Origin of the sequence: Halomicrobium sp. HM KBTZ05 (assembly GCF_041530035.1) — an archaeon.
Classification (GTDB): Archaea; Halobacteriota; Halobacteria; order Halobacteriales; family Haloarculaceae; genus Halomicrobium.
This window is the reverse complement of record NZ_CP168057.1, coordinates 912089-927795: the sequence shown is the minus strand read 5'-3', so window position 1 is coordinate 927795 and position 15707 is coordinate 912089. Positions and strand designations below refer to the sequence as shown.

At 68.7% G+C, this 15707-nt stretch carries 18 protein-coding genes; 14 read left to right on the top strand and 4 right to left on the bottom strand.

Going from position 1 to position 15707, the window contains the following annotated elements:
* Positions 1-32 precede the first annotated feature (32 nt).
* Genes ACAH01_RS04855 through ACAH01_RS04845 form a run of 3 tightly spaced genes read left to right on the top strand, consistent with a single transcriptional unit; the run spans position 33 to position 1245 of the window.
* On the top strand, positions 33-266 hold the full coding sequence (locus ACAH01_RS04855; protein WP_346775264.1) for a HalOD1 output domain-containing protein: 234 nt from the start codon (positions 33-35) through the stop codon (positions 264-266).
* A gap of 2 nt (positions 267-268) precedes the next feature.
* Entirely contained in the window at positions 269-424 is a 156-nt protein-coding gene (locus ACAH01_RS04850) for a hypothetical protein (RefSeq protein WP_170095132.1), read from the top strand.
* 50 nt (positions 425-474) lie between these two features.
* The gene (locus ACAH01_RS04845; RefSeq protein WP_170095133.1) at positions 475-1245 is read left to right on the top strand and encodes a PAS domain-containing protein; all 771 of its coding nucleotides are present in this window, start codon (positions 475-477) and stop codon (positions 1243-1245) included.
* 168 nt (positions 1246-1413) lie between these two features.
* On the opposite strand, the gene purH is transcribed toward ACAH01_RS04845, so the two are convergent.
* On the bottom strand, positions 1414-2994 hold the full coding sequence (gene purH, locus ACAH01_RS04840) for a bifunctional phosphoribosylaminoimidazolecarboxamide formyltransferase/IMP cyclohydrolase (RefSeq protein ID WP_372480429.1): 1581 nt from the start codon (positions 2992-2994) through the stop codon (positions 1414-1416).
* Between the two features lie 111 nt (positions 2995-3105).
* On the opposite strand from purH, the gene ACAH01_RS04835 reads away from it, so the two are divergent.
* From ACAH01_RS04835 to purB, 3 genes are read left to right on the top strand one after another with little or no spacing between them, the layout of a single operon-like run.
* Positions 3106-3669: a hypothetical protein gene (locus ACAH01_RS04835; RefSeq protein ID WP_372480428.1), complete on the top strand. Its 564-nt coding sequence runs from the start codon at positions 3106-3108 to the stop codon at positions 3667-3669.
* Between the two features lie 47 nt (positions 3670-3716).
* Positions 3717-4709 (top strand): PrsW family intramembrane metalloprotease, encoded by a 993-nt coding sequence (locus ACAH01_RS04830; protein ID WP_372480427.1) that lies wholly within the window; start codon positions 3717-3719, stop codon positions 4707-4709.
* A gap of 38 nt (positions 4710-4747) precedes the next feature.
* The gene (gene purB / locus ACAH01_RS04825; RefSeq protein ID WP_372480426.1) at positions 4748-6130 is read left to right on the top strand and encodes an adenylosuccinate lyase; all 1383 of its coding nucleotides are present in this window, start codon (positions 4748-4750) and stop codon (positions 6128-6130) included.
* An 88-nt stretch (positions 6131-6218) separates the two neighbouring features.
* On the opposite strand, the gene ACAH01_RS04820 is transcribed toward purB, so the two are convergent.
* Positions 6219-6671, bottom strand: a complete 453-nt coding sequence (locus ACAH01_RS04820; RefSeq protein ID WP_372480425.1) for a helix-turn-helix domain-containing protein — start codon at positions 6669-6671, stop codon at positions 6219-6221.
* A gap of 153 nt (positions 6672-6824) precedes the next feature.
* Between ACAH01_RS04820 and ACAH01_RS04815 the strand changes: the two genes are divergently transcribed.
* From ACAH01_RS04815 to ACAH01_RS04795, 5 genes are all read left to right on the top strand, one after another.
* Positions 6825-7439 carry a hypothetical protein gene (locus tag ACAH01_RS04815; RefSeq protein WP_372480424.1) on the top strand — a complete coding sequence of 205 codons (615 nt, stop codon included), beginning with the start codon at positions 6825-6827 and terminating at the stop codon, positions 7437-7439.
* A gap of 46 nt (positions 7440-7485) precedes the next feature.
* Positions 7486-8814: an MFS transporter gene (locus tag ACAH01_RS04810; RefSeq protein ID WP_170095140.1), complete on the top strand. Its 1329-nt coding sequence runs from the start codon at positions 7486-7488 to the stop codon at positions 8812-8814.
* Positions 8815-8952: 138 nt separating this feature from the next.
* Entirely contained in the window at positions 8953-9843 is an 891-nt protein-coding gene (locus ACAH01_RS04805; RefSeq protein WP_372480423.1) for an alpha/beta fold hydrolase, read from the top strand.
* Between the two features lie 39 nt (positions 9844-9882).
* Positions 9883-10584, top strand: a complete 702-nt coding sequence (locus ACAH01_RS04800) for a helix-turn-helix domain-containing protein (RefSeq protein WP_170095142.1) — start codon at positions 9883-9885, stop codon at positions 10582-10584.
* An 8-nt stretch (positions 10585-10592) separates the two neighbouring features.
* Entirely contained in the window at positions 10593-11216 is a 624-nt protein-coding gene (locus tag ACAH01_RS04795) for a phosphoribosyltransferase (RefSeq protein WP_372480422.1), read from the top strand.
* 28 nt (positions 11217-11244) lie between these two features.
* Here ACAH01_RS04795 and ACAH01_RS04790 read toward each other — a convergent pair whose 3' ends face one another.
* Both ACAH01_RS04790 and lysA read right to left on the bottom strand, forming a co-directional pair.
* Positions 11245-12405, bottom strand: a complete 1161-nt coding sequence (locus ACAH01_RS04790; protein WP_372480421.1) for a M20 family metallopeptidase — start codon at positions 12403-12405, stop codon at positions 11245-11247.
* 3 nt (positions 12406-12408) lie between these two features.
* Positions 12409-13650, bottom strand: coding sequence for a diaminopimelate decarboxylase (gene lysA, locus ACAH01_RS04785; protein ID WP_372480420.1), 1242 nt, complete (start codon positions 13648-13650; stop codon positions 12409-12411).
* 167 nt (positions 13651-13817) lie between these two features.
* Between lysA and ACAH01_RS04780 the strand changes: the two genes are divergently transcribed.
* The 3 genes from ACAH01_RS04780 to ACAH01_RS04770 are packed head-to-tail and all read left to right on the top strand — an operon-like array spanning position 13818 to position 15671.
* Positions 13818-14492, top strand: coding sequence for an SCO family protein (locus ACAH01_RS04780; RefSeq protein ID WP_372480419.1), 675 nt, complete (start codon positions 13818-13820; stop codon positions 14490-14492).
* Positions 14489-15010: a TlpA family protein disulfide reductase gene (locus ACAH01_RS04775; protein ID WP_372480418.1), complete on the top strand. Its 522-nt coding sequence runs from the start codon at positions 14489-14491 to the stop codon at positions 15008-15010. The genes ACAH01_RS04780 and ACAH01_RS04775 overlap by 4 nt, the downstream gene beginning before the upstream one ends.
* Before the next feature lies 1 nt (position 15011).
* Entirely contained in the window at positions 15012-15671 is a 660-nt protein-coding gene (locus ACAH01_RS04770) for a cytochrome c biogenesis CcdA family protein (protein ID WP_372480417.1), read from the top strand.
* Positions 15672-15707: the final 36 nt, after the last annotated feature.

The window sequence follows — 15707 nt, the reverse complement described above, 5'->3', positions numbered from 1 at the left end:
CTACGTTTCAATCAGAAATGACGACCACATCCGTGAAACGCCACTCGCAAACACCGTCGCTGCGCGTCGTCGAGGCAGTTGCAGCCGAAACCGACACCGATCCGACCGAACTCACGCCGCTTGGCACAGTCGTCGACACGGACGCGCTCGACGCACTCGTCTCGTCTGCTGGCGACCTCTCTGTGAACTTCGAGTACGAAGGCTACCGAATCTCGATCGGCACCGACGACCAGCTCGCGCTCGAACCGCTGACGGGAGGGATCTGAGGATGTCGACGAACGAATCCACTCGGGCCGACGACGACCAGATCCGCGAAACCTACGAAGAGTACGTCATCCGCGGCGAGAGCGTCGCGATGATCGCGGATCCCGAGCGCACGCACGCCTGGATCCAGTCGGACCTGACCGTCGAAATCGAGCAGTGAACGCCCCACCGCCGTGTCGGCCCACCCAGTCCCGATCGAACGATCCGCCAATGGACACGACCATCGAGACGACGCCAGTTCGCCCCACGAGCGCGCGACCGGCGACGGTCCTCTGTGTCGACGCCGACCGCGAGTACCTGTCGGCGATCGAACGGGCCTTCGAGGACCGCGACGACCTGCAGGTCCGCGTCGAGACCGATCCGTCGGCGGTGCCCGACCGGCTCGACGGCGTCGACTGTCTGGTCAGCGCCTACCGATTCGACGGCTCTGACGGACTCGAACTGCTGAGAGCGGTCCGCGAAGTCGCTCCGAGCGTCCCGTTCTTGCTTCACTCGGCCGTCCCCTTCGAAGAGATCGATCGGGACACCCTGTGGGACGGCCCGACAGATTACCTCGAAAAAGCGTCTGGGGACTCCCACATGGCACTCCTTGCGTATCGCATCGGCCGACTCGTCGGGCGACACCGTCTGACGACGAGCGCACGGCGCTGTCACGAGGCTCTCGAAGCGAGTCGCGAGGCCACGCTGATCGTCACGCCAGACGGGACAGTGACCTTCGCCAACAACCGGCTCGCGACGGAGCTGTCCGCGTCGCCGGCCGAGCTGCGAGGCCGAGAGTGGACCGAGCTACTGGAGGCGGCGTCCGTCCGGCGACTCCGGACCGAGGCGTTCCCCGTCGCCGCCGACGGCTGGAGCTGGACCGGACAGACGACGCTCGCTACCGACGCAGACGACCCCAGCAGTTCACGGACGACGCTGTCGACGCTCGACGACGGGAGCGCGATTCTGGTCTTTCACGAACTGGACCGGACCGACGAGTAGTGGCAGACGGTCCGTGCGGAGGACCGTGACCGGATCGCGCGAACAACGGGCGAGACGCTCACCGGGTCATCGCGACACCCGTCCGTCTCATACTACCGGCTGTACATCTGTGAGCGATTTCGCCACCCCGGGGTGGCGAAGATCCTCACGAAGTGACAGCCGGCAGTATCAGTCGTGTCGGAACGACCGCTGGCCGGTGAAGACCATCGCCACGTCGTGCTCGTTGGCGGCCTCGATGACCATGTCGTCGTTCTTCGAGCCGCCCGGCTGGATGACCGCCTCGATGCCCGCCTCGGCAGCCGCTTCGAGACCGTCCGGGAACGGGAAGAAGGCGTCGCTTGCCATCACGGCACCCTCGGCGTCCTTGCCTTCGGCGTGCTCGTCGGCTTTCATCGCGGCGAGTCGGACGGCGTCGACCCGAGAGACCTGTCCCATGCCGATCCCGACCGTCTCGGTCCCCTTCGCGAAGAGGATGCCGTTGGACTTGACGTGCTTGAGCGTGTGCCAGGCGAACAGCATCGACTCGATCTGTTCGTCGGTCGGCTCGCGGTCGGTGACCACTTCGAGGTCGTCGGCGGTGAGGTGCTGCTGGTCACGTTCCTGCACGAGTCGCCCGCCGACGAGGGGCTTCTCGGTGAGTTCCTCGGTCACGTCGTAGTTGTCGTTGACATCCAAGACACGCAGGTTCTCCTTCTCGAAGAGCACGTCCAGGGCGTCGTCGGTGTAGCCCGGCGCGACGACGACCTCCTTGAACGAGTCGACGATCTGCTCGGCCGTGGCCGCGTCACACTCGCGGTTCAGTGCGACGATGCCGCCGAAGGCGCTCATCGGATCCGTCGAGAGGGCGCGCTCGTAGGCCTCGGCGACAGAGTCGGCGGTCGCACAGCCCGCGGGATTGGTGTGTTTGATGACCGCCGCCGCCGGCTCCTCGAACTCCTTGATGAGGTTCAGCGCGCCGTCGGCGTCGTTGTAGTTGTTGTAGGAGAGTCCCTTCGCGCCCTCGTTGAGCTGGTCGGCGTGGACGACGCTGGCCTCGTCGGTGGTGCGGTCGGCGTAGACCGCGGCGTCCTGATGGGGGTTCTCTCCGTAGCGCAGGTCCGCGGCGCGGTCGTTGCTAGCGAGGCGACGGCTCGGGAACGCGCCGCCGTCGTCGCCGTCGATCTCGACGGTCTCTGACTCCCAGTCGACGGTGACGCGATCCTCGGCGAACCACTCGACCGCACGCTGGTACGCGGTGAACTCGGCCTCGTAGAGGACGCGCTCTTTGAGCGCCGCCAGGTCGTCGTCCTCGTAGACCGGGACGGGCTCTTGGGTGACGATGGGACCGTCGTCGACGCTCTCGTCGACCACGTGGACGGTACAGCCGGTGGTCTTGACGCCGGCGTCGAGCACCTGCTCGTGGGCGTCCATCCCCGGGAACGCCGGCAGCAGCGACGGGTGGACGTTCAGCGTCGTCGGCACCTCGTCGAGGAACGTCTCGGTGAGCACGCGCATGTAGCCGTCCAGACAGACCAGATCGAAGTCGTACGCCTCGATGGCGTCCAGGACGCGCAGTTCGTGTGCCGCCCGCTCCTGGTCGTCGGGGCGCTCGACGACCTCGGTGGGGATGTCGCGCTCGGCGGCGGCCTCCAGAACGGGCGCGTCGGCGTCGTTCGTGAGCACGACCGCGATCTCGGCCCCGCCGGGCGCGCGGTCGGCGATGTTCATCAGGTTTCGGCCACGGTTGCTGGCCAGACCGGCGATTTTCATGGTCGAGAGGGCGCGGCGGGCGCGCAAAGTAATTGCGGTGTCGGAATGACACAATCGACACGGTTCGGCTCGACAGTAACGCTTTCAGGGGCCGCCGCCCAGCGACGAGGTATGACCGAAGCTGAGCGCCCGTGGGCACAGCTGGCGCTCGTCGTCGGCGGCCTCTGCTGGATCGGCTGGAGCCTGGCGACGATCGTCACCGGATCCGTCGACGGATCCGTCCGACTCCTCGTCGGTGCGTCCGGGTTCGTCCTGGCGGTCGGACTGCTCGGCGTCGTCTTCCGGCTCCCCTGGATCTACCAGTTCCCCGGCGGCGAGGGGAGCGGGGTCGCGCTGCTGGGCGGTCTGGCCTTCGCCGCCGGCCAGTGGTCGAGGGTCCTGCTGGGCGGGGCCGGATGGTTCGCCGAGGGCGTCGTCGCGCTGGGCGTCCTCGGACTGGCCGGTGGGACCGTCCTGCTGGCCGCCGGTGTCGTCCGGGCTCGCCGGGTCCCGCCCTGGCTCGGCGTCGCCCTGTTCGTCGGGACCGTACTGTTTCTCGGGTTCGGGAACGGGGACGGGCTGCGTGCGTGGCTCGCACCGCCGCTCGGCCTGGCGTGGCTCGCGCTCGGGGGCTACCTCTTCCGGTACCCAGAGCAACCCTCGGGCCACCTGGAACCCAGCGCGATCAGCCGGTGATCCCGTCCGGCGAAAGACACTCCACGGAGGCTGGTGATAGCCGAGCCATGCCAGACCGCGATCCCGTACAGGATGGACTCCCCGGCGAAGACCTCTACGACGTCGCCGAGTGGGATGCACGGTCGCTGTTAGATCGATTCTCGGTGGCGCTGTACGGCCTCTTGCACACGAGTCGTCGCTGGGCCCTGCTGGTCGTCGCGCTTTTCCTGTTCGTCGTCCAGCTCGGATTCGCCGGCCTGCTCGTCGTGCGCGAACCGAACCTCGGCGTCCTGGCGCTGCTGTCTGCCGTCCCGGCGGTCGCGCTCGTCGCGTACGTCTGGTACGGCGACCCGACCAGGCGGGAACCGATCGACACGCTGGCGATCACGTTCGTCCTCGCGGTCGTCTTCGCGGCGATCGCAGCACTGGTCAACACGCTGTTGAGCGGCGTCTTCGAACTGATCCCGGTCGTCGGGACGGCGCTCTTTTTCTTCCTCGTGGTCGGCCCCATCGAGGAGACCGTCAAGTGGCTCGCGATCCGGACCTACGCCTACGAGACCGAGAGCTTCGACGCCGTCGTCGACGGGGCGGTGTACGGTGCCGTCGCCGGGCTGGGGTTCGCGACGATCGAGAACGCGCTCTACATCGCGCAGGGCTACCTACAGGCCGCCAGCCTCGGTGAGATGGCACAGCTCCAGCAGGCGATCGGCACCTCGCTGAGCCGATCGCTCGTGGGGCCGGGCCACGTGCTGTACTCCGCGTTCGCGGGCTACTACCTCGGGCTGGCGAAGTTCAACCCCGACGACCGCGGCCCGATCGTGGTCAAGGGGATCGTCGTGGCGGCGCTGATCCACGGGGCGTACAACACGCTCGTGTCGGTCCTCCCGTCGGTGCTGCGGGTCTGGAACGTCCTGACGCTGCTTGCCTTCGTCGCCATCTTCGATGGGATCGTCGGCTACGCGCTGTACCGGAAACTGTCGCGCTATCGGTCGTACTACGCCCGAGCGAACGAGGCGACGGACGCGGCGACCGAGACGGGCGACGATCCCGTCGAACCCTGATCGACACGCTTTTTCGCCGGCCTCGCAGATCCCTCAGTATGACTGACCGGGGTCCGCTCGACGCCGTCTCGCCGCTCGACGGCCGCTACGCTCGTTACACGGAACCGCTCGTGCCTTACGCCAGCGAGCGCGCACTGATGCGTGCTCGCGTCCGGGTCGAAGTCGAGTACCTGCTCGCGCTGGCCGATCTCGACGCGACGCCGCTGACGATCGACCCAGCCCAGCGCGACCACCTGCGGAACTGCTACGAGGCGTTCGACGAGGAAGACGCGGCCGTCGTCAAGCAACTCGAAACGGAGGGGTACGGCGAGTACGCCGCGACCAACCACGACGTGAAGGCCGTCGAGTACTTCGTTCGCCTCCACCTCCCCGACGGACTGGACGCGGCCAACTGGATCCACTTCGGGCTCACCAGCGAGGACGTGAACAACCTCGCTCACCGACTGCTGGTCGGTCCGGCCGTCGAGGACGTGCTCGTCCCGGAACTGCGCGCCGTCCGGGACCGCCTGGTCGCGTTCGCTCACGACTACGGCGACCTCCCGATGCTGGCCCGCACCCACGGCCAGCCCGCGACGCCGACGACCTTCGGCAAGGAGATGGCGGTCTACGCCTCGCGGCTGGGGAGAGCCATCGCCCGGATCGAAGCCGCGGCCGACGACCTCTCGGGCAAGCTGGCCGGCGCGTCCGGCACCTACGCCGCTCACCACGCCGCGTATCCGGACGTCGACTGGCCCGCCGTCTCAGAGGCGTTCGTCACGGACCTCGGGCTGGCACACGAACCGCTGACGACGCAGGTCAACCCCTGTGACGACCTCGAAGCCGTCTTCGACGCCGTCCGGGGAGCCAACAACGTCCTCCGAGACCTCGACCTCGATATGTGGCTCTACGTCTCCGATCGCTACCTCGGACAGGAGGCCGTCGAGGGCGAGACCGGCTCCTCGACGATGCCCCACAAGGTGAATCCGATCGACTTCGAGAACAGCGAGGGCAACCTCACGAAAGCGAACTCGGATCTGGTCTTTCTCGGCGACTACGTCACCACCTCCCGCCTCCAGCGGGACCTCTCGGACTCGACGGTCAAGCGCAACATCGGGTCGGCCTTTGCCTACTGTCTGATCGCCTACCAGAAGTGCCAGAATGGGCTGGACAAGGTCGTTCCCAACGAGCAGGTCATGCGCGAGGAACTCGACGACACCCCCGAGATCATCGGCGAAGCCGTCCAGACCATTCTCCGACGCGAGGGCCACGACGACGCCTACGAGCAGGTCAAGAAAGCCACGCGGGGCAAGTCCGTCACCATCGAGGACTTCCAGGAGATGATCGAGGACCTCGACGTGAGCGAGTCCGTCCGCGAGGAACTGCTCGCCGTGACCCCCACGGGCTACACCGGCGTCGCCGACGAACTGGCCGACGACGTGTAGGGCACGAGCGCGGATCTCCGATCACTGCACACGCACAGCGCCCAAGACGCTGGGCGCTGGCGTCGACTGGCGCTGGGCGGTCGTGTGATCAGTCCTCGGCCGTCGCGCCGCGGCTCTCGTAGTCCACGTCGGGGCGGTTCTCCAGATTCTCGATGGCTTCGATCCGGTCGGTCCGCTCCATCTGCTCGTAGACGCTGCGCCAGACCGCGGCCTCCTCGTACATGCTGACCGCTTTCAGGAGAACGATCCCGTCACCGGTGACGGCGTAGAACGTCGTCGGCGGATCGTCGATGCTCTGGGAGCGCGGGACCGGCATCTTCTCGACGACGTTCCGGTCGACCAGTTGCCGGAGGTGATAGCGGAGATTCTCTTCGCTCGTCTCGGGATTCCGGTAGACGAGTTCCTCGACGGAGAGGACGCCGTCTGGCTGGGCGAGAATCTGGTGGAGGATCGTCAGCCGCGTCTCGTCCAGGACGAAGCGCCGCCGCTCCAGTTTCTCGCCGAAGCCGTTCGGTCGCTCGCCGCGGTCTTGCGTGGCCATGTCTAGTCGATGCCGCTTCTAGCCGATAAGCGTTCGGGTCGGCACTAAATCGTTTTAGTCGTCACTTTGCTAATTTAGTTATCACTATTGTGACCACGACCGTCGACGACCGGACCAGCCACGATTATATACCGCCCCCGCGACCGCGGAACTATGAGTGGGCCGAGCTTCGACGGGCAGGAGGTCCTCGACGACACGCTGTCCTTCCTCGGGACACTTCCGCCCGGACAGATCGCGGCGATGCGGGACGTGGTGTACGGCGACCTCGACCGGTTCGCCGACGCCGAGAGGACCTACTTCGTGCTGGGTAACTACGACGAGTACGAGAAGGAGCGCGTCGAATCCGTCCGGGACGCCCTGACAGATCGGGCTGCAGACCGGGTCGCGTTCACGCTGGAGGACGTCGACCCCGACGTGGACGTCTGGCGGAACTTCTACGTGAAGTTCCGGGTGTTCGCCCGGCGAGCCGACCACGTCGTCCTCGTCGCCGAAGACAACGACGGTGGGCACGAACTGGAACTGGGCGAGGTGGATCACGAGCGGCTGTACGTCCTCAAGCGGGACTACGACGGGGCGTCGCTCGATCCGCCGGCCGACGACGAACGATCGGCCGCCGACCCGGCGTTTGGCGACCTCGACTACGAGCGCTTCGACGCGATGATGCTGACGCTGTTCGCCCACCTCGACGACGAGGGCCGACTGTTCACCTGGGCCAGTGAGGGCGAACTGGCCCGCGCCGTCGACCGCGTGATCGCCGCGACCGCCTGACAGTCGAGCACAATCCTCACGGGGTTCGGGACCGACTGGGTGGTAGATGGTACTGGACACGGACGGTCGCGTCCTGACGCTCGCGTTCGCGCGGATGGCCGACGCGCTGGGCAACTCCTTTCTGATCATCGTCCTGCCGCTGTACATCGCCAGCGGCCAGATCTCGCTGTCGGGCATCGCCGGCACGGAGATTCTCGGGTTCGTCCTGCGCGAGGAGACCCTGATCGGGCTCGTGCTCTCCCTGTTCGGTCTGCTGAACAGCTTCGGCCAGCCGTTCACCGGGCGGCTCTCCGACCGGACCGGGCGGCGGCGCGTGTTCGTCCTGACGGGACTGGCGATCTTCGCCGTCGGCAGCGCGACCTACCCGTTCGTCACGAGCTACTGGTCGGTGCTCGGGGCCCGTGCTCTCCAGGGAATCGGCGCAGCCTTCACCGTGCCGGCCACGGTCGCGCTGGTCAACGACTACGCGGCCAGCGACCGCGAACGGGGCGGCAACTTCGGCGTGTTCAACACCTTCCGGCTGATCGGCTTCGGGTTCGGGCCGATCGTCGCCGGCGTCGTCATCACGGGCGGGCTGGCGGCCGAGACCGTCGTCAGCTACGGGCTCCCGGACTGGCTGGGCCCCCTGGCCGGCCACACCTTCTCCGGGTTCGTCGCCGCCTTCGCCGTCGCCGTCCTCGGTGCAGTCGTCAGTTTCGTGCTCGTCGTGGCCCTGATCGAGGACCCGCCGAAAGTCGTCGGCGGAGCGGGCAAAGACCTCTCGATCGCGGTACGCCACCGCGACGGGAACGGACTCGATCCCGTCTTCGTCCTCGGCGTCGGGACCTTCTTCATGGCCACGACGATCGCGCTGTTCGCCACGCTCGAAGGGCCGATCCGCGCGCGACTGGACGAGACGACGTTCCTCTTTTCCGTGCAGTTTGCCGCCGTCGTCATCGCCAACGTCGTCTTCCAGATCCCCATCGGGCGCGCCTCGGACGTGTACGGCCGTCGGCCGTTCATCATCGCGGGCTTCGTCGTCCTGATCCCCGCCGTGTTCGCCCAGGGCGTCGTCACGGGACCGTGGACGATGCTCGGGGCCAGACTGCTCCAGGGGGTCGCCGTCGCGCTCGTGTTCGCGCCGTCGCTCGCGCTGGCGGGCGACCTCGCCGGGGACCGCGGGTCGGGGACGACGCTGTCGGTGCTGACGATGGCGTTCGGACTCGGCGTCGCACTCGGGCCACTCGCTTCCGGCGTGCTGTACAATCTCGGCGGTCTCGTCGCGCCGTTTACGTTCGGTGCCGTGCTGGCCGTGCTCGCGCTGGTCCTGACCTACTTCGAAGTCGAGGACACCCTGGAGCGTGGTCAGGCCGCCGAGCCAGCCCCACAGGAGTGACACCACGCGGACGGCCACGGAACGCCAGTCGCTCCACGGACTCCGACGACGTGAGTGTCGTCGATGCCGACCCTACCTATAAACCACCGCATAGATCCGGGAAAACTGCCAGTCGGACGGGCGGCCAACGATCCGGCAATGGCTGAATCCGCGGCTGTGACACGAGGTGACGAGAGACCCGACGACGCCCCCACGACGACGATCTCGCTGAGCGGCGGTCGTCGGCTCAGGTACGCGGAGTACGGCCGTCCCGACGGGACGCCTGTGCTGTTCTTGCACGGGACGCCCGGCTCCCACCGGCTCGGTTCGCTGTTCGAGACGGCCGCACGAGAACGCGGTGTCAGACTCCTCGCGCCCGATCGGCCGGGCTACGGCGGTTCGACGCCGTGGTCGGAGCGATCGATCGGCGACGCCGACCAGTACCTCCGTGCGGTCCTCGACGACGCGAACGTCCAGCGAGCCGGACTAGTGGCGTTTTCCGGCGGCGCGCCACACGCACTGGCGATGGCCACGCGGTGTCCCGACGCCGTCTCGCGGGTCGATCTCGTCGCCGGGGCGACACCGCCGGACGTGTCCGGCGAGACACCCACGACACAGCGGCTCCTCGGCGGGCTGGCGACCAGAACGCCGACGCTGCTCGGTGGCCTCCTGCGCGGACAGGCGTGGCTCGCCGAGCGCCTCGACCCGTCGTTCGTCGTCGCACAGTACACCGCGGGCGACGCCGACGAGCCGGTCTCCGAGGAAGTGGCGACGACCGTCGAAGCCGACTTCCTCGAAGCGCTCGCCCACACCACGAGCGGCACCGTCACGGAACTCCGGACCGCGGCCACGGAGTGGGCGCTCGACTACGAGTCTCTCACCGCCGACGTGTGTCTCTGGCACGGGACCGCGGACACGAACGTCCCGATAGCGAGCGTGCGAGCGTTCGAGGACCGACTCCCGACCGCGACGATCGAGACGGTCGACGGTGCCGACCACCTGCGGACGCTCCTTCGAGCGATGCCGGCGGCGCTAGAGAGCTATCGATGACCCCGGCGGGCGTCGTCCGGGCGGCCGCGTGAGGTCTTTATGCCGGACGGACGAACGGCGGCCAACGGCCGCATGAAACGGATCCAGTTCTCGGTCACGTACCCCGACCGGCTCCGCCATCCACTTCAGGGACACCTCGACGGCGACGGGCCGCTCACGCGAGCAGAGCTGTTGCTGTGGAGCCCGACGGCGGACGCGACGACGCTGTGCTGGTTCGACGGGGAGCCGGCGGCCGCCGAGCGCGCGGTCGCGACGATCGACTCCGTAGAGACGACCAGCCACGTCCGGGACGGGGACGGGACCTACGTGTTCCTCCAGCAGGATGGGTTCGAGTTTCCAGACGTGGTACTGGATCTGATCGCCGACGCTGCGGTGATCTTCCGCCCGCCAGTGGTGTTTCGCGACGACGGGACGATCTCGTTCGAGGCCGTCGGCGAGACGAGCGCTCTCAGTGCCTTTCACGACGCACTCGCGTCGGTCGGCGATCTCGCGATCGAGCGGGTCCGGTCGTTCGAGCGCGCCAGTCGCCCGTCACAGCTCACCGACCGACAGCGAGCCGCGATGGAAGCGGCAGTGGCGGTCGGGTACTACGAGATTCCGCGCGAGGGGACGATCGAGGACGTGGCGGCGCGACTCGACTGCGCGACCAGTACGGCGGGCGAACTCGTCCGGAAGGCCGAGGCCGCGGTCGTCGAGGGCCAGTCGCGATCGGCACCACACCCTAACGACAGGCTCCCGTAGTCGTCCGTATGTTCCGCGACCGCACCGATGCCGGCCGACAGCTGGCCGAGGCGATGGCCGAGCGCGGCGTCAGCCCGGAGGTCGTCCTCGCGATTCCACGCGGTGGCCTGCCACCGGGCCGGGTCGTCGCCGACCGCTTCGACGCGCCGCTGGACGTGATCGTCGCCAGGAAGGTCGGCGCACCGAACAACCCCGAGCTGGCCCTCGCCGCCGTCGCCGAGGACGGGAGCGTCTGGCGCAACGACGAGCTGATCGCGCGACTCGACGTGACCGACGAGTACGTCGACGCCGAACGCGTCCGCGTCGGCGACGAGGCACGCGAGAAGGCCGAGCAGTACCGGACCGGCCCCTTCCCGTCGCTACGGGATCGGCGCGTCGCCATCGTGGACGACGGGATCGCGACGGGCGCGACGATGCGGGCCTGTCTCGCCCGGGTGCGTGCCGCCGAACCCGCGTCGATCGCAGTCGGCGTCCCCGTCGGTCCGGCGGACACGATCGACGACATCGCGGCGAGTGCCGACACCGTCGTCTGCGTCGAGACACCCGCGGCCTTCCGGGCGGTCGGGGCCTACTACGAGCGTTTCGACCAGGTCAGCGACGAGGACGCGATGGCGACGCTACGGTCCCGATAGCGGACCGAGCGTACGCGGATTCAGACGGTCAGAGCAGCCGTTCGACGGTCGCCTCGACTGCTCTCGCGGCCTCGTGGATCTCGCTGCGGCGGACGTACTCCCGGTCGCTGTGGGCGACCGCGCCCTCCTCGTCGGCCAGCACGCCCGGCCCGAAGACGACCGTCGGTGCGTCGGGCGCGAAGTGTGCGGCCTCCGTCGCGGCACCGAACGGGCGGATCGCACCGTCGCTCTCCGCGGCGAGCGTCTGGACGAGCGTCGCTTCCCGGTCGGTCTCGAACGCCTCGGGGAACGGCGTGTCTGGCCGGACGAGCGACACGTCCAGAGACATGCCCTCCGGGAGCCACTGCCGGAGGTGTGCTTCGAGCCGTTCGGGGAACTCGTCGCTGGTCTCCGGGGGGACGCTGCGGCGGTCGAAGGTGATCGTACACTCGGCGGGCACCTGGTTGGGTGCCTCGCCGCCCTCGATCATGGAGGGGGTGAGCGTCGGCCGACCCAGCGTCTCGTGTGCCGGCGTCGCCGCCGCGTCTCGGGGCTCGGTGTGCTCGCCGTCCGACTCGGCGGCGGAGAGCGCCTCGCGCTCGTCGTAGCTCTCCATGGCCTGCATGATCGGCGCGGCGGCCCGGATGGCGTTCGCGCCGTCGGCGGGGTCGGAGGCGTGGGCGCTCTCGCCGTGGATCGTGACTCGGCCCTCGAACTGGCCGCGGGCCGCGGTACACACGTCCAGGTCGGTCGGCTCGCCGACGACGTACCCGTCCGCCGACAGCGTCTCTTCGAGGTGGCCTGCACCGGTCTGGTGGGTCTCTTCGTCGGGCGTGACGGCGAGGGTGAGCCGACCGGTCGACAGCTCGGCCCGGAGGAAGGCGGCGAGCAGCGCGGCCAGTGGCCCCTTGGCGTCACAGGCCCCGCGGCCCCGGACCACGTCGCCCGCCGTCGAGGACCCGTCGGCGGCCTCGTAGGGGACGTGTGGCGGGACGGTATCGATGTGCGTGTTCAGGACGAGGTGTGGACCTTCGTCGTCCGCCTCGCGGCTGGCCAGCACGTTCCCGGCCTCGTCGACGGTGGCCTCGTGGCCGTCGGCGGCGAGCGTGTCGACGAGCAGATCGCGCATCTCGTCGACAGAGTCGTGAGACGGCGTCTGGACGGCCTCGCGGTGGAAGGCGTCGACGTCGAACGTCGGGGCGTCGGCCATCGATTACTCTCCGGCCTCGTCCTCGACGCGAACCACGTCTGCCATCGTCTCGCGGCGGCGGACCACCCGCTCGTCGCCGTCCTCGATGGCGACTTCGGCCGGGCGGGGCTGGGAGTGGAACTGGTTGGCCAGTTCGTAGCCGTAGGCTCCGGCGTTGCCGATCGCCAGCAGATCGGTCCGCTCGGGACGGGCGATCGGACGATCCGTCGCGAACACGTCTGCACTCGTACAGCACGGGCCGCCGATCGAGACGGGGTGTGGCTCTCGGTCGGGGGCTGAGACGTTCCGGATCGGGTGATAGGAGTCGAACATCGCCGGGCGGATCAGCGTCGCCAGCGAGGCGTCGACGCCGACGACCGTCGTCGCTGGCGTCTCCTTGACCGTGTTGACCGTCGTGAGGATCAGCTCGGCGTCGGCCACGATGTAGCGGCCCGGCTCCAGTTTGATCTGAGCCGAGAGGTCACCGACCGCCTCGCGGACCCGCTCGCCGACGGTCGCCACGTCCAGGGGTTCGGTCTCCTCGCGGTAGGGCACGCCGAAGCCGCCGCCGAAGTCGACGAACGACAGCTCGTCGTCCCCGACCGTGCGAGCGAGGTCCGCGACTTTCGCGATGGCCCGACAGTGGTCGTCGAGGTCGTCGCGCAGGACGCCGCTGCCCGCGTGGGCGTGCAGCCCCACGAGGTCGAACCGGTCGCGCAGCGCCGCGGCCAGCTCGGGCACGTCGTCGTAGGGGATGCCGAACTTCGCGTCCTTGCCGGTCGCGACCTTCTCGTGGTGGCCCGTCCCGATGCCGGGGTTGATCCGGATGGCGACGCGACCGTCGTAGCCGCGGTCTTCCAGGCGGTCGAACGTGTCCTCGGCGCCCGCGGTGATCGTCAGTCCGGGGTACTCGTCGGCGAGCTCGACCGCGTAGTCGAGGTCGCCCGCAGGCGGATTGACGGCGGTGTACTGCAGCGTGTTGGGGTCTGCGCCCGCGTCGATCGCCCGCTGGAGTTCGCCGGCAGCGGCACACTCGATGTCCGCGCCCGCTTCGAGGAGTCCCGAGAGGACGGCACGGCCGGTGTGGGCCTTCGCGGCGTACATCACGTGCGCGTCGGGGAAGGCCGCGGCGAAGCGCCGGTAGTTCGCCGCGACGCGGTCCACGTCCAGCACGTACAGCGGCGTCCCGTGTTCCTCGGCCAGCCGGGCGAGACGGTCGTGGTCCCAGTCCGCCAGCCGACGGACCGGAGGCGAGTCGCTACTCATTGGGGAGTACACGGCGCGGACCAGTAACAAGGGTTCCGCTTCGCACCGTCGACTGGCGATCGACCGGCCGCCCCGCATCCAGAGGCGACGCCGCTGCCAGGGTCGGAGCCGCGACATTCGAGGGGTGTACCAGATCGTACATGGCGACGCGCGTGCAACGACAGCCCATGCGACGACGGACCTTCCTGGCGACTCTGGGCGTCGTCGGCGCGGCGGGCACGGCCGGCTGTCTCGGTGCGATCGGTACGAACGACCGCCACCCCGACGTCGTCCTGCCCGAGCCAGACCGAGAGTTCGACAGCAGCGAGCTTCCGTATCCGGCGTGGGGACAGCGAGTCCCGGCAGAGACAGTACCCGCGGCACTGAGTTCCCAGCGTGTCTCGTTTCGGACGGTCGACGAGCCGTCGCTGATCACGTTCTTCTACAGCCACTGTCAGACGGTCTGTCCCGTCCTGATCTCGACGCTGCGCAACGTTCGCGCCCACGCCAGAAACAACGGCTACGCCGGTGACGTCTCCTTTCTGCCGGTGACGTTCGATCCGGCCCGCGACACCGCCAAGCGGCTGCGGACCTACGCCGAGGAGATGAACGTCGCCGCCGACGGCGACGGCTGGCGGTTCCTCCGGCCACAGTCGAGCGAGCGGGCGACCGAGGTGGTACAGGCGGCGTTCGGCGTCCACTTCGAGCGGACGGAGCCCGAAGAGATGGACGAGTACATGTTCTCACACGCGTCGATGACGCTGCTGGTCAACGGCGACGGCTTCGTCGAGCGCGCGTACCGCACCAAGTCTCCCGACGAAGACCAGATCGTCGAGGACCTGACGGCGGTGAGAACGGCGTGAAGCGACGCCGTCTGCTCGCGGCGCTGGCCGGGGCCGGACTCGCCGGTGGTGGCCTGTGGGCTGCCCAGAACGGGATGCCGGGCGTCGCCACCGAGGCGGCGCTGCCTCGGCGCGTCGAGACGCTTTCGGCTGCGGGCTCCGAAGCGGGCGAGGCGACGGTTCCGACGCCGGACACCGTGACGGTCGTGGATCTGTTCGCCACCTGGTGTGATCCCTGTGACGAACAGATCGAGATTCTCGGGGCGATCCGGCCCGACTACGAGGACGTGTCGTTCGTCTCGGTGACCAACGAGCGCCCGAGCGAGACGCTCACGCGTGCAGAGATCGCCGACTGGTGGGACCGGAACGGCGGTCGCTGGACCGTCGGGATCGATCCCGGTAGTGATCTCTTGACCGCGTTCGGTGCCGACGGACTCCCGTACGTCGCCATCGCCGACGCCGACGGGACGATCAGCTACCGCCAGAGCGGTCTCGCCGGCGAGAGCGAACTCCGCGAGCAACTGGATCGGCTGGTCTGAGATGAGCGACATCGCCGTCGCCGGTGTGCTCGCGTTCGCCGCGGGTGCCGGAATCTCGACGTTTTTCGCTCCCTGTGCGTTCCCGCTGTTGCCGGGCTACGTGGGGTACTACGTACAGCGCCGCGAGGGGTCCGGGCCGACGGTGGCGGCGGCCGCCGTCGCCGGCCTCGGAGCACTCGGATCGCTCTCGGTCGTCGCTGCGCTCGTCCTCGCAGTCGGGGAGCCGATCAAACGGGCCCTGCCAGTGTTCGAGCCGCTGGTCGGCGTCGCACTGGTCGGCTTCGGCGCGACGGCACTGCTCGGTCGTGGACCGGAACTGCGGATCGGGCTCCCGCGGCGACCGCGCTCGCTGCTGGGCTTCGGGCTCTTCGGCGCGATCTACGCCGTCGCCGCCGCGGGCTGTGTTGTCCCGCTGCTCGTCGGTGTCGTGACCCAGGCACTCGCCTTCGAGAGCGCGATCAGCGTCCTCGTGGTCGCGGTGTACGCGCTGGGCGTGACGCTCCCGCTGGTCGGCGTGACGCTGCTTGCCGGCGTCGGCGTCGATCTCTGGCACGCTCTGGGTACCCACACCGGTCGGATACAGCAGGCCGCGGCCGTCGTGATGATTCTCGCGGGCCTCGGACAGCTCGCGCTCGGCGTCTCCGAAGTCGGCGTCGTGTAGCGCCGTGTCGGGACGGAGTCACGAGGAGCGTCGACC

Excerpts from the sequence above, each read along its gene's own strand:
- ACAH01_RS04795 (WP_372480422.1), top strand. The coding sequence starts at position 10,593 with ATGTTCCGCGACCGCACCGATGCCGGCCGACAGCTGGCCGAGGCGATG.
- ACAH01_RS04830 (WP_372480427.1), top strand. The coding sequence starts at position 3,717 with ATGCCAGACCGCGATCCCGTACAGGATGGACTCCCCGGCGAAGACCTC.
- ACAH01_RS04835 (WP_372480428.1), top strand. The coding sequence starts at position 3,106 with ATGACCGAAGCTGAGCGCCCGTGGGCACAGCTGGCGCTCGTCGTCGGC.
- purB (WP_372480426.1), top strand. The coding sequence starts at position 4,748 with ATGACTGACCGGGGTCCGCTCGACGCCGTCTCGCCGCTCGACGGCCGC.
- ACAH01_RS04770 (WP_372480417.1), top strand. The coding sequence starts at position 15,012 with ATGAGCGACATCGCCGTCGCCGGTGTGCTCGCGTTCGCCGCGGGTGCC.
- ACAH01_RS04790 (WP_372480421.1), bottom strand. The coding sequence starts at position 12,405 with ATGGCCGACGCCCCGACGTTCGACGTCGACGCCTTCCACCGCGAGGCC.
- ACAH01_RS04810 (WP_170095140.1), top strand. The coding sequence starts at position 7,486 with ATGGTACTGGACACGGACGGTCGCGTCCTGACGCTCGCGTTCGCGCGG.
- ACAH01_RS04820 (WP_372480425.1), bottom strand. The coding sequence starts at position 6,671 with ATGGCCACGCAAGACCGCGGCGAGCGACCGAACGGCTTCGGCGAGAAA.
- ACAH01_RS04815 (WP_372480424.1), top strand. The coding sequence starts at position 6,825 with ATGAGTGGGCCGAGCTTCGACGGGCAGGAGGTCCTCGACGACACGCTG.
- ACAH01_RS04780 (WP_372480419.1), top strand. The coding sequence starts at position 13,818 with ATGCGACGACGGACCTTCCTGGCGACTCTGGGCGTCGTCGGCGCGGCG.
- ACAH01_RS04800 (WP_170095142.1), top strand. The coding sequence starts at position 9,883 with ATGCCGGACGGACGAACGGCGGCCAACGGCCGCATGAAACGGATCCAG.
- purH (WP_372480429.1), bottom strand. The coding sequence starts at position 2,994 with ATGAAAATCGCCGGTCTGGCCAGCAACCGTGGCCGAAACCTGATGAAC.
- lysA (WP_372480420.1), bottom strand. The coding sequence starts at position 13,650 with ATGAGTAGCGACTCGCCTCCGGTCCGTCGGCTGGCGGACTGGGACCAC.
- ACAH01_RS04845 (WP_170095133.1), top strand. The coding sequence starts at position 475 with ATGGACACGACCATCGAGACGACGCCAGTTCGCCCCACGAGCGCGCGA.
- ACAH01_RS04850 (WP_170095132.1), top strand. The coding sequence starts at position 269 with ATGTCGACGAACGAATCCACTCGGGCCGACGACGACCAGATCCGCGAA.
- ACAH01_RS04805 (WP_372480423.1), top strand. The coding sequence starts at position 8,953 with ATGGCTGAATCCGCGGCTGTGACACGAGGTGACGAGAGACCCGACGAC.